Below are 12679 nucleotides of genomic sequence, written 5' to 3' on the forward strand. Positions count from 1 at the left end.
TGCTTGGACGCTGAGCAGTGTGTTTACTTCAATGGAGAGTCAGCAATGCCCAGCCCACTGCGCCCGGATCAACGCCGGTTCCCGTTGCACGTGCACATCAGCGTCATGTTCACGTTTCTGCTGTTGCTGACCGGCGTGGTGCTGGGACTGTTCAATTATCGCCAGACCACCCGGATCATCCTGTCGAGCAGCGAAAACCTGTTCAATCGCATCGAACAGGACGTGCGCCTGGACCTGCATTCAACCTACGAACCGATCCGTCATCTGCTGAGCCTGCTGGCCGACAACCAGGCGGCCGGGGCCTCGAACCTGCAACAGCGTCTGGCGCTACTCAAGCCGTTCAGTCAATCACTCAAGGACAACACCGATCTCGCTTCGCTGTATCTGGGCTACGGCAACGGCGACTTCTTCATGGTCCGGCCGTTGCGCACCAGCACTCTGAAAACCCTGCTCAAGGCGCCGCCGGACGCGGCCTATCAGGTCTGGAGCATCGAGCACGACGCCAGCGGCATCGCGTCGTCGCAGTCACTGTTCTTCGACCAGGCGCTGATGCCTGTCGGGCGCCAGGACAATCCCGACGACCGCTACGATCCGCGCACCCGCAACTGGTACACCAACGCCCTGCAACAGGGTGATCAGATCACCACCGAACCCTATGTGTTTTTCTCCACGCACAACGTCGGCACCACCCTGGCCCGACGCAGCGGCGCAACCAGTGTGATCGGTGCCGACCTGACCCTGGAAGCACTCTCGGCCACCTTGCTCAAACACGTGGTCACCCCGTCTACCGAAATCGTGTTGTTCGATGCCGATGGCAATGCCGTGGCCTATCCGGACAGCCGCCGGCTGATTGTCGACGACAGCAGCGCACGCCTGGCCAAGGCTGCCGACCTGAGCCCGAATCTGCACGCGTTGCTGTCCACCACGCATCCGGGCAAACGGCTCGACGTCGATGGACGCCGCTGGATCGTCGCCCGCAGCAATCTGCAAGAGGGCGGCCCGAGAGGTCTGCAGATGGCCCTGTTGGTGCCGGAGGACGAGTTGCTGGCCGACGCCTACCGCATGCGCTGGCAAGGGGCACTGATCACCCTCGCGACCTTGCTGCTGTGCCTGCCGCTGGGTTGGCTGACCTCGCGGATTCTGGTCAAGCCGTTGCATGCGCTGGTCAAGGAAGCCGATGCGATTCGCAGCTTCGATTTCAACTTTCCGGTTACCCGTCGCTCGCCGGTTCTGGAGGTTGATCAGTTGAGCCTGTCGATGGCCCGCATGAAGGAAACACTCGCCAGTTTCTTCCGCATCACCGACAGCCTGTGCGCCGAAACCCGCTTTGCCCCGTTGCTGCAACGGGTGCTGTTCGAAACGGTGCAGATCGCCCAAGCGCAAGCGGGGTTGATCTATCTGCGCGAAAACGATGGCAACCGAATGGAGCCTTACGGACTGGTAATTGATGGCGTTTCGCAGGAACCCGGCGAGTTCGCTGTGCTGGGCCGGGATCTTCTGGCCGATCAAGGGCCGACGTGGTTCCAGCAACTGATCACCGCTGACAACGTGGTCAGCAGCCTTGGCTTTGAACAGGCCGGGGACTTGCAGAAAGTCTTGTTGGCCATGCAGTCGCCGCGCATCCACCTGATCGGTATCCGCCTGCGCAACCGCCACAACGAAACCATCGGCCTGCTGCTTCTGCTGATCAACGACAGCGGCAGCGCTCAGGACCTGGAAAAACTGCGCCCGGACCGCATCGCCTTCCTGCAAGCAGTCTCCGGCGCGGCGGCGGTGAGTATCGAAAGCCAGCGCCTGCAAGCGAAGCAGAAGCAGTTGCTCGATGCGTTCATCCAGTTGCTGGCCGGCGCCATCGACGCCAAGAGCCCGTACACCGGTGGCCACTGCCAGCGCGTGCCGGAACTGACCCTGATGCTCGCGCAGGCCGCGGCCGCCAGTCAGGCGCCGGCGTTCCAGAGCTATCAGCCGAGCGAAGACGAATGGGAAGCCCTGCACATCGCGGCCTGGCTGCACGATTGCGGCAAGGTCACGACGCCGGAATATGTCGTCGACAAGGCCACCAAACTGGAAACCCTCAACGATCGCATCCACGAAATCCGCACGCGTTTCGAGGTGCTCAAGCGCGATGCCTGGATCAGTTACTGGCAGGCACTGGCGCTGGGCGGCAACGAGGCGCAACTGAGCGCCCTGCGTGACGCCACGTTGGCTGAACTGGACGACGACTTTGCCTTTGTTGCCCGTTGCAATCTGGGCGGCGAGGCCATGGCGCCAGCCGATCTGCAGCGTCTTGAGCGCATCGCCGAGCGGCGCTGGACGCGCACCCTCGATGATCGACTGGGGGTGTCATGGGAGGAAAACCGCCGTCAGGCGCAAACACCGGTTGCGAATCTGCCGGTCAGCGAGGCACTGCTGGCGGACAAACCCGAACACCTGATCAAGCGCGCCGACAGCGAACTGATTCCGGAAGACAACCCGTGGGGGTTCAAACTGGATGTGCCGCGCTACAAATACAATCGCGGCGAACTCTACAACCTGAGCATTGCCCGGGGCACGCTGACCCGTGAGGAGCGCTACATCATCAATCACCACATGGTGCAGACGATCCTGATGCTCAGCCACCTGCCCTTCCCCGGACATCTGGGCAGCGTTGCGGAAATTGCCGGTGGTCATCACGAAAAAATGGACGGCAGCGGCTACCCCAAACGCCTGAAGCGCGACGAGATGAGCCTGCCGGCGAGGATGATGGCGATTGCCGATATTTTCGAGGCGCTGACAGCGGCGGATCGGCCGTACAAGAAAGCCAAATCCTTGAGCGAAGCCCTGGGGATCATGGCCACCATGTCCCGCGAGGCGCACATCGACCCCGAGCTGTTTGCGCTGTTCATCAACGACGGGGTGTACATGCAGTACGCCGCGCGGTTTCTCGATCCGCGACAGATCGATGCGGTGGACTCGGCCAGCCTGCTGCGCAAGGCTGGCCTGAGCGCCTGATCAGCAGTCGGTCAGACGCAGGAAGATCGTCGCCAGTTGCTCGATACCGGCCTGATCGTCCGCGCCGAAACGCGCGAGTTTCGGGCTGTCGAGATCGAGTACGCCAATCAACCGACCGTCCTTCACCAGCGGCACCACCAGTTCGCTGTTGGAGGCGCTGTCGCAAGCGATATGGCCGGGGAATGCATGCACGTCTTCGACGCGCTGGGTCTGCCGACTGGCCGCTGCCGCACCACACACACCGCGCCCGAACGGAATGCGCACGCAGGCGATCTGGCCCTGGAACGGACCCAGCACCAGTTCTTCGTTGCGATTGAGGTAGAAACCGGCCCAGTTCAAATCATCGAGCTGGTTGAACAGAAACGCCGAAAACTGCGCGGCGTTGGCGATGAAATCGCGCTCGTCCGCCAGCAGCGATTCCAGTTGTGCGGCCAACAGGCCATAGCCTTCGAGCCCCTGGCCGCTTTGTTGCAAATCAATCATGCCTTGTGCTCCAGCAATTTCAGTCCCACCCAGTAACGGGCGAATTGGTACGCGCAACGTCCGTTGCGATTGCCGCGCCCGGTTGCCCAGCGCACGGCGAGGATGTCCAGCTCTTCATCGCGCTGCCAGCTCAAGCCAGCCTTGGCGGCCAACTGGCCGATCCAGTGCTCGACGACATTGAGGAAGTGTTCCTGAGTAAACGGATAAAACGACAGCCACAGGCCGAAACGGTCTGAGAGCGCGATCTTGTCTTCCACCGCCTCACTCGGATGCAGTTCGCCGTCGACGCGTTTCCAGTTTTCGTTGTCGCTTTCCTTTTCCGGCACCAGATGGCGACGGTTGGATGTGGCGTACAGCAAGACGTTGTCCGGTGCCTGCTCGAGCGAGCCGTCGAGCACGCTTTTCAGCACTCGGTAGTCGCCTTCACCGGATTCGAACGACAGATCATCGCAAAACAGCACGAAGCGCTGCGGCAGTTTGGCGATCTGCTCGACCACGCGCGGCAGGTCGGCCAGATGGTCACGCTCGATCTCGATCAAACGCAGACCCGCACTCGCGTGTTCGGCCAGCAGCGCACGCACCAGCGACGATTTACCGGTGCCGCGCGAGCCCCAGAGCAGCGCGTGGTTGGCCGGCATGCCGTCGAGAAACTGTTGCGTGTTGCGCCCCAGTTGCTCCAACTGACGGTCAACGCCGATCAGGTCGGACAGGCGCATGTCGAGGCTGACTTCCAGCGGCAGCAAATACCCGCTGCGCCCGTCACGCTGCCAGCGCGCCGCGAGGCATGTTTCCCAGTCGATCACCGGGCGCGGCGCCGGCAACAAGGGTTCGATCCGCGCCAGAACCGACTCGGCGCGTTCAAGAAAAGCATTCAATCGGGAATCCACGTCTTCTCCTCGGGCACGTTCAAAGCAATGATGGTGCTTCAGCGACGACAATCAGATCAACAACCCCCGCTCAGGCCTTGTTACAAGGCGATTCGGGAACCTCGGTATCCATACATGATCGACTATGCTTGAGCAGCGAAGGGAAACGGAAGTGGTTCAACACCCTATGGATATCAAATTCACCCACCGGCTGTCTTACAAGCAAGCCAGATTCACTGTGCTGGTCGGGTTCATTCTGGGCACGCTGCTCAGCCTGCTGCAAATCGGCATCGATTATGCCAGTGAAGACGCCTCCATCAACCGTGAAATCCTGTCTTTGCTGGAAATCAGCCACAATCCGGCATCGCGCATCGCCTACAACATCGACGCGGAACTGGCGCAGGAACTGACCCTGGGCCTGTTGCGTTCGCCGGCGATCATCTCGGCGCAAATGACCGACAACAACGGTAACGTCCTGGCCAATGTCAAACGCCCGGAACTGCAAAGCGGTTATCGGGTGATCAGCGATTTCCTGTTCGGCGCCAAACGCCAGTTCGAAGACCGCCTGTACCTCGACCACCTGCCCAACGAATCGCTGGGCACGCTGAGTCTGGAAGTCGACACCTACGCGTTCGGCAGCCGGTTCCTGCGCCGCGCCGAAGTCACCCTGCTCAACGGTTTTGCCCGCAGCCTGATCCTCACCGGCATCCTGCTGGCGCTGTTCTACGTGATGCTGACCAAGCCACTGGTGCGTCTGATCCGGGAACTCAGCGCGCGCGACGCACGCAGCGCAGAACCGACGACTCTGGAATGTCCGGCCGGCCACGCCAACGACGAGATCGGCGTACTGGTCAAAGTCGCCAACCAGCAGTTCGACAACATCGCCACGGAAATCCAGCAACGCCGCAACGCCGAAAACCGCCTGACCGATTACCTCGGACAACTGGAACACATCGTCTCGGCCCGCACCGCCGAGCTCAAGGCCATCAACACCCGGCTCAGCCAGTCCAACGAGGAACTGGAGGTGGCCCGCAGCACCGCGCTGGACATGGCTGAAGCGCGCTCGGCATTCCTTGCCAACATGAGCCACGAGATCCGCACCCCGCTCAACGGCCTGCTGGGGATGATCGCCCTGTCCCTCGACGGGCCACTGAATGCCGAGCAGCAGCAACAGCTGTCGATTGCCCACGACTCGGGCAAGGTGCTGGTGGAACTGCTCAACGATATTCTCGACCTGTCCAAGTTCGATGCGGGGCAACTGGAGCTGGAACACATCCCGTTCGACCTCGGCTCGCTGATCGAGGACACCGCCAACCTGCTGTCGCAGAACGCGGCTCCCAGCGTTGAATTGACCTGCCTGATCGACCCGCACTTCCCCGCGCTGGTGTTGGGGGATCCGACCCGGGTGCGGCAGATTGTCAGCAACCTGCTGTCCAATGCCCTGAAATTCACCCGGTTCGGCCGGGTCGATGTGCGTCTGTCAGCGCATAACGACGGGGCGCGCATCGAGGTCTGCGACACCGGCATCGGCATCGCCCAGGAAGCCCAGGTGAAAATCTTCCAGCCGTTCACCCAGGCCGGTGCCGGCATCACCCGGCAGTATGGCGGCACCGGCCTCGGCCTGGCGCTGACCTACAACCTGTGTGAAGCCATGCAAGGCCGATTGACCATCAGTTCCGAGGCCGGTTTCGGCAGTCAGTTCTGTGCCGACCTGCCGTTGCCGTGCCACACCCGGGCGGTGATGCCGCCGCCGTTGCAGGGCAAGGTTCTGGCGATCACCGCTGCCAGCAGCGGCCTGGCGGAACTGCTCAAGACGCTGTTGCCAGTGTGGGGCGTGACCTATGAACAGCGCACCATGGACGATCCGCTGCTGGGCCTGTCTCCCGACCTGGTGATCACCGACTGCCCGGAATGCCTGTTCAGCCTGCGCCCGACGCTCAGCACGCCGATCCTGGTGGTGACCGCTTATGGCAGCTTCATGCCCAGCGAAGAGGCCGCCGCGCTGGCGCCATTGCAACAACAGGCCCGACCGCTGGCGCGCAACGCGCTGTATCAGATCCTGCGGCGCATCCTGCTGGCGGACGTCGCCACGATCAACGATGCGCAGCTCGAGAGCCTGCCGGTTCGGCGGCGCGGAAAGGTGCTGCTGGTGGAGGACAATCCGGTCAACCAGTTGGTGGCCAAGGGCATGCTCGGCAAGCTCGGTTGCGATGTGGTGGTCGCTGCCCACGGCGCCGAGGCGCTCGATCAACTGGAGCATGATGAGTTCGATCTGGTGCTGATGGACTGCAACATGCCGGTGATGGACGGCTACGAAGCGAGCCGGCAGATTCGCCAGAGCGGGCGCTGGCCGCACCTGCCGATCGTCGCGCTGACCGCCAATGCCATGTCAGAGGAACGTGAGCGCTGCCGTGCGGCCGGCATGAGCGATTACCTGGCCAAGCCGTTCCGCCGCGAAGAGCTGGCGGCCCTGCTCGACCAGTGGATTCCGACTACGTCCGTGCTTTGATCTGCCCCAACAGGTGATCGAGGCCGTTGCGCAAATCGTTGAGTCGATCGAGATCCACCCCGCTGTCGCACAACAACCGGGCCTTGAGTGGCCCGACCTGCTCGCGCAGCGCCTGGCCTTGGGTGGTCAGGCTCAGATGCACTTCACGCTCGTCGCGCGCCGAACGCTGGCGCTGCACCCACTGCAATTGCTCAAGACGCTTGAGCAACGGCGTCAGGGTGCCGGAGTCCAGCGCCAGCCGCTCGCCCAAGGCCTTGACCGTCGGTTGCTCCGGCGGTTTGTCCTGCCACTCCCACAGCACCAGCATCGCCAGGTACTGCGGGTACGTCAGGCCAAGCTGATCGAGCATCGGCTTGTAAGCGCGAATCACCGCCCGGGACGCGGCATACAACTTGAAGCACAACTGACTGTCGAGCTTCAGCGAATCGTCGGGCAGGCTATTCATTTGAGCAGGGCTTCGATCTCGCCGCTCATGTCCTGCGGCTTGGTGGTCGGGGCGAAACGCTTGACCAGTTGCCCATCCTTGCCGATCAGGAACTTGGTGAAGTTCCACTTGATGCCCTCGGAGCCGAGCAGACCCGGAGCGCGCTTTTTCAACTGCACGAACAGTGGATGCGCGTCAGAACCGTTGACGTCGATCTTCTTGAACAGCGGGAAACTCACGCCGTAGTTCAGCTCACAGAACTCGCTGATCGCGCCCTCGTTGCCCGGCTCCTGCTTGCCGAACTGATTGCACGGAAACCCCAGCACCACCAGGCCCTGATCCTTGTAGGTCTGCCACAGCTCTTCCAGGCCTTTGTATTGCGGGGTGAAGCCGCATTTGCTGGCGGTATTGACCACCAGAACGGCCTTGCCGGCGAAATCGGCCAGGGTCTTTTGCTCACCCTTGATGGTGGTGACAGGGATATTCAGCAGGTTGTCGCTCATGAGACGGCTCCACGGGTTATCGGCAAAGGCCAAACATAGCGAGCAATTAAATTGTGTGCAATTTAATTATCCGAAAGGCGACCCGCAGGTCGCCCGTTCGATTACTCGCGCGGCTCGAGATTCAGGCACACCGAGTTGATGCAATAACGCAGATTGGTCGGTGGCGGACCATCGGGGAACACGTGGCCCAGATGCGCATCGCAGCGGGCGCATTTGACCTCGGTGCGGATCATGCCGTGGCTGGTATCGCGGATTTCGGTCATGGCGCTTTCGCCGATCGGCGCGTAGAAGCTCGGCCAGCCGCAGCCGGAATCGAATTTGGTCGTGGAGTCGAACAGTGGCTCGTTGCAGCAGACGCAGTGATAGACACCGTCAGTCTTGGTGGCGTTGTATTTGCCGGAGAACGGCCGTTCGGTCGCACTGAGCCGGCACACGTTGTACTGCTCGGGGTCGAGCATCGCACGCCATTCTTCCAGGGTTTTTTCCAACTTTTCCATCATCACACCTCAGCGGCTGAAAAAGCCCGATCTGTACCTTTTCCACGGATCGGGTGGCACGTATGATTGCGCCTCGTCACACGCCAGTCTGGCAGTCAGACCGGGCGCATTCAAACGGATTCTCGGCGCCACGGCGCAAGACTCCGCCTGTGCGAAGACGCAGGAATCCCAGTACGGTTGGCCATTCGCCGTCTGGATCGTTCATTTTCGGGATCACATCGCCATGCAGTTCAGCAAATCGAACAAGCTCGCCAACGTCTGCTACGACATTCGCGGCCCGGTGCTCAAGCACGCCAAACGTCTGGAAGAGGAAGGCCAGCGCATCCTCAAGCTGAACATCGGCAACCCGGCACCGTTTGGTTTCGAGGCGCCGGACGAAATTCTTCAGGATGTGATCCGCAACCTGCCGACGGCCCAGGGCTACAGCGACTCCAAAGGCCTGTTCAGCGCGCGTAAAGCGGTGATGCAGTACTACCAGCAAAAAAATGTCGAAGGTGTCGGCATCGAAGACATCTACCTGGGTAACGGCGTGTCCGAGCTGATCGTGATGTCGCTGCAGGCACTGCTCAACAACGGCGACGAAGTGCTGGTGCCGGCCCCGGACTACCCGCTGTGGACCGCCGCCGTGAGCCTGGCCGGCGGTAATGCCGTGCACTACCTGTGCGACGAGGGCGCCGACTGGTTCCCGGATCTGGCCGACATCAAGGCCAAGATCACCCCGAACACCAAAGCGATGGTGATCATCAACCCGAACAACCCGACCGGCGCGGTGTATTCGAAGGAAGTGCTGCTGGGCATGCTGGAAATCGCCCGCGCGCACAACCTGGTGGTGTTCTCCGACGAGATCTACGACAAGATTCTGTATGACGATGCCGTGCACATCTGCACCGCTTCGCTGGCTCCGGACCTGCTGTGCCTGACGTTCAACGGTCTGTCGAAATCCTACCGCGTGGCGGGTTTCCGCTCCGGCTGGATCGCCATCTCCGGGCCAAAACACAATGCCCAGAGCTATATCGAAGGCATCGACATGCTGGCCAACATGCGCCTGTGTGCCAACGTGCCGAGCCAGCATGCGATCCAGACCGCCTTGGGCGGCTATCAGAGCATCAACGATCTGGTCCTGCCGCAAGGTCGCCTGCTGGAGCAGCGCAACCGCACCTGGGAGTTGCTCAACGACATCCCGGGCGTCAGCTGCGTCAAGCCGATGGGCGCGCTGTATGCGTTCCCGCGGATCGACCCGAAAGTCTGCCCGATCCACAACGACGAGAAATTCGTCCTCGACCTGCTGCTCTCCGAGAAGCTGCTGGTGGTGCAAGGCACGGCCTTCAACTGGCCGTGGCCGGATCACTTCCGCGTGGTGACCCTGCCCCGTGTCGACGATCTCGAGATGGCCATCGGACGCATCGGCAACTTCCTGAAGTCCTACCGCCAGTAACCGGTCGACAGTGCGCAACGTGTCCTGCGTTGCGCGCTGTCTGATTCAGCAACACTTCTGCCCTCCCCGCCTCACTGCGCCTTCTACACTTGCGATTGATATGGCTTATTCGCGCCTGACGTAATGGCGGCGGGTGGCGGCTGCCTGTCAGCCCTTTCGGTTCCGGTCGTGGGCAATGACCTGCAGACCTTGGAATCCGCTGTAGGACACAGTTTGAAATAGTCACTCGGTTGAATCACCCGGTGCCGCACCTTATATACCCCGCAGTACGCTACATCTTTAGCTTGAGGAGATTTCTACAACCATGATGCGCATCCTGCTGTTTTTGGCCACTAACCTGGCGGTCGTGCTGATAGCCAGCATCACCCTGAGCCTGTTCGGCTTCAACGGGTTCATGGCGGCCAACGGGGTTGATCTCAACCTCAGTCAGCTGCTGGTTTTCTGTGCGGTCTTTGGTTTCGCCGGTTCACTGTTCTCGCTGTTCATCTCCAAGTGGATGGCGAAGATGAGCACCAGCACCCAGATCATCACCCAGCCACGCACCCGGCATGAGCAATGGCTGCTGCAAACCGTCGAGCAACTGTCCCGCGAAGCCGGGATCAAGATGCCCGAAGTCGGTATTTTCCCGGCCTACGAGGCCAACGCGTTCGCCACCGGCTGGAACAAGAACGACGCGCTGGTCGCGGTCAGCCAGGGCCTGCTCGAGCGCTTTTCGCCGGATGAAGTGAAAGCCGTGCTGGCCCACGAAATCGGTCACGTGGCCAACGGTGACATGGTCACCCTGGCGCTGATCCAGGGCGTGGTGAACACCTTCGTGATGTTCTTCGCGCGGATCATCGGCAACTTCGTCGACAAGGTGATCTTCAAGAACGAAGAAGGCCAGGGCATTGCCTACTACGTGGCAACGATCTTCGCCGAACTGGTTCTGGGCATCCTCGCCAGCGCCATCGTCATGTGGTTCTCGCGCAAGCGCGAATTCCGTGCCGACGAAGCCGGCGCACGTCTGGCGGGTACCAACGCGATGATCGGTGCGCTGCAACGTCTGCGTGCCGAGCAGGGTCTGCCGGTGCACATGCCGGACACCCTGAACGCCTTCGGCATCAACGGTGGCATCAAACAGGGCTTTGCCCGCATGTTCATGAGCCACCCGCCGCTGGAAGAGCGTATCGACGCGCTGCGTCGTCGCGGTTGATCGGTTTGACGCAGTAACGAAAAGGCCCGCAGTGATGCGGGCCTTTTTTGTACTCGGGATTGTGGATTGCCTGTTCTGGCCTCTTCGGGAGCAAGCCCCCTCCCACAGTGGTTTTTGGTGTATTCGAGATTGTTAGAACACCGATGATCCCTGTGGGAGCGGGCTTGCTCGCGAAGAGGCTGTTAATACCGATACAAAACTATCGGCCAGAAACCCGATACACACGCTCCTCCAATCGCGTCACTCCCGCCTGCAGAAACTTCCAGCTCTCCCCCAGCACATCCTGCTCTTCCAGCATCCGCACCTGCCAGTCACCACCCAGCAAGCGCTGCACCTCATCATCGGCCACTGCAAACGGTGGCCCGGACATTTGCGCCTGATCGTAATCCAGTGTGATCAATAACCCTTGCACGCCCGGCGGCAGGATCTGCTGCAGATGCGCTGCATAGCGCTCGCGCATGGGGGGCGGCAAGGCGATCAGCGCTGCCCGGTCGTACAACGCAGCACAGTCCGCTACATCGTCTGCCGTCAGCGCAAAGAAATCACCGCACCACAACTCGATGGAATCCGCGCGATAGACCTTGAACGGCCCTTTGTCGCTGACCTGCGGCGTTACCTGATGCTCGCTGAAAAAGTCCTCGATGGCCTTCTGCGACAACTCGACCCCGAGCACCTGATGGCCGCGCCCTGCCAGCCACAGCAGATCCAGGCTTTTGCCGCACAGCGGCACCAGCACCCGCGCGCGGGCCGGGATGGCCAGCGGCGGCCAGTGACGCTGCAGATACGGGTTCACCTCAGGCAGATGAAAACCGATCTGATTGGATTCCCACTTCTTGTGCCAAAACTCAGGCTGCATGCATCACCCCAAAAAAATCGATCAAAAGGCGTTAAAACTTATATTAGATTTAGATCAATGATCTGACTGAAGATGAGGCCATCTTACCGCTCAGGAACCTCTCCATGTTTCCCAGCCTGTTTATCTCCCACGGCTCGCCCATGCTGGCCCTGGAACCCGGTGCCAGTGGCCCGGCTCTGGCGCGTCTGGCGGCAGAACTGCCCCGACCCAAAGCCATCGTCATCGTTTCTGCGCACTGGGAAAGTCAGGAACTGCTGGTCAGCAGTAATCCGCAACCAGAGACCTGGCACGACTTCGGCGGCTTTCCTCGTGCCCTGTTTGAAGTGCAATATCCGGCACCGGGCAATCCGCAACTGGCAGGCGAAATCGCCGAACTGCTGAACGCTGCCCATCTGCCGGCACGCCTTGATCCGCAACGACCGTTCGATCACGGCGTCTGGGTGCCGCTGTCGCTGATGTACCCGCAGGCGGATATCCCGGTGGTACAGGTGTCGCTGCCGAGCCGCAGCGGCCCGGCGCTGCAAACCCGTGTCGGACGTGCGCTGGCAAGCCTGCGCGATCAAGGCATTTTGCTGATCGGCTCCGGCAGCATCACCCACAACCTGCGCGAACTGGACTGGCATGCCGGGCCGGAAAGCGTCGAGCCATGGGCACGGGACTTCCGTGACTGGATGATCGACAAGCTGGCGGCCGACGATGACGCGGCACTGCACGATTATCGTCAGCAGGCGCCAAATGCGGTGCGCAGTCATCCGAGTGATGAGCATTTGCTGCCGTTGTATTTTGCCCGTGGTGCCGGGGGTGAGTTCAGTGTGGCGCACAAGGGGTTCACGATGGGTGCGCTGGGTATGGATATTTATCGTTTCGGTTGACGCCTTCGCGAGCAGGCTCGCTCCCACAAAGGCAAACAGCAGGCAAAAAAA

The 12679-nt window shown here is 61.2% G+C and carries 11 protein-coding genes; 5 read left to right on the forward strand and 6 right to left on the reverse strand.

Annotated elements, in window-relative coordinates; genetic code table 11:
• The first annotated feature begins 45 nt into the window (after positions 1 to 45).
• Positions 46 to 2991 carry an HD domain-containing phosphohydrolase gene (locus tag V9L13_RS11985; RefSeq protein ID WP_338802607.1) on the forward strand — a complete coding sequence of 982 codons (2946 nt, stop codon included), beginning with the start codon at positions 46 to 48 and terminating at the stop codon, positions 2989 to 2991.
• On the opposite strand, the gene V9L13_RS11990 is transcribed toward V9L13_RS11985, so the two are convergent.
• Together V9L13_RS11990 and V9L13_RS11995 are read right to left on the reverse strand one after the other, a co-directional pair.
• The gene (locus tag V9L13_RS11990) at positions 2992 to 3474 is read right to left on the reverse strand and encodes a GAF domain-containing protein (protein WP_338802608.1); all 483 of its coding nucleotides are present in this window, start codon (positions 3472 to 3474) and stop codon (positions 2992 to 2994) included.
• Complete coding sequence (locus tag V9L13_RS11995; protein WP_003226753.1) at positions 3471 to 4361, reverse strand: ATP-binding protein; 891 nt, start codon at positions 4359 to 4361, stop codon at positions 3471 to 3473. Before V9L13_RS11995 ends, V9L13_RS11990 begins: the two co-directional genes overlap by 4 nt.
• A gap of 166 nt (positions 4362 to 4527) precedes the next feature.
• Between V9L13_RS11995 and V9L13_RS12000 the strand changes: the two genes are divergently transcribed.
• Complete coding sequence (locus V9L13_RS12000) at positions 4528 to 6849, forward strand: response regulator (protein WP_338802609.1); 2322 nt, start codon at positions 4528 to 4530, stop codon at positions 6847 to 6849.
• Here V9L13_RS12000 and V9L13_RS12005 read toward each other — a convergent pair.
• The 3 genes from V9L13_RS12005 to msrB all read right to left on the reverse strand — a co-directional run bounded on the left by V9L13_RS12005 (position 6833) and on the right by msrB (position 8273).
• On the reverse strand, positions 6833 to 7294 hold the full coding sequence (locus V9L13_RS12005; RefSeq protein ID WP_338802610.1) for a MarR family transcriptional regulator: 462 nt from the start codon (positions 7292 to 7294) through the stop codon (positions 6833 to 6835). The genes V9L13_RS12000 and V9L13_RS12005 overlap by 17 nt on opposite strands.
• Positions 7291 to 7776: a glutathione peroxidase gene (locus V9L13_RS12010; RefSeq protein WP_003226757.1), complete on the reverse strand. Its 486-nt coding sequence runs from the start codon at positions 7774 to 7776 to the stop codon at positions 7291 to 7293. Before V9L13_RS12010 ends, V9L13_RS12005 begins: the two co-directional genes overlap by 4 nt.
• A 101-nt stretch (positions 7777 to 7877) precedes the next feature.
• Positions 7878 to 8273 (reverse strand): peptide-methionine (R)-S-oxide reductase MsrB, encoded by a 396-nt coding sequence (gene msrB, locus V9L13_RS12015; protein WP_338802611.1) that lies wholly within the window; start codon positions 8271 to 8273, stop codon positions 7878 to 7880.
• 223 nt (positions 8274 to 8496) lie between these two features.
• Between msrB and V9L13_RS12020 the strand changes: the two genes are divergently transcribed.
• Positions 8497 to 9708 carry a pyridoxal phosphate-dependent aminotransferase gene (locus V9L13_RS12020; RefSeq protein ID WP_003226761.1) on the forward strand — a complete coding sequence of 404 codons (1212 nt, stop codon included), beginning with the start codon at positions 8497 to 8499 and terminating at the stop codon, positions 9706 to 9708.
• Between the two features lie 304 nt (positions 9709 to 10012).
• Positions 10013 to 10900: a protease HtpX gene (gene htpX / locus V9L13_RS12025; RefSeq protein ID WP_045122567.1), complete on the forward strand. Its 888-nt coding sequence runs from the start codon at positions 10013 to 10015 to the stop codon at positions 10898 to 10900.
• Between the two features lie 199 nt (positions 10901 to 11099).
• Here htpX and V9L13_RS12030 read toward each other — a convergent pair whose 3' ends face one another.
• Positions 11100 to 11756: a thiopurine S-methyltransferase gene (locus V9L13_RS12030; protein WP_103483825.1), complete on the reverse strand. Its 657-nt coding sequence runs from the start codon at positions 11754 to 11756 to the stop codon at positions 11100 to 11102.
• Between the two features lie 104 nt (positions 11757 to 11860).
• On the opposite strand from V9L13_RS12030, the gene V9L13_RS12035 reads away from it, so the two are divergent.
• Positions 11861 to 12628: a class III extradiol ring-cleavage dioxygenase gene (locus V9L13_RS12035; protein WP_338802612.1), complete on the forward strand. Its 768-nt coding sequence runs from the start codon at positions 11861 to 11863 to the stop codon at positions 12626 to 12628.
• Positions 12629 to 12679: the final 51 nt, after the last annotated feature.

Source organism: Pseudomonas sp. RSB 5.4 (assembly GCF_037126175.1).
In the GTDB taxonomy this organism is placed as follows: domain Bacteria; phylum Pseudomonadota; class Gammaproteobacteria; order Pseudomonadales; family Pseudomonadaceae; genus Aquipseudomonas; species Aquipseudomonas fluorescens_H.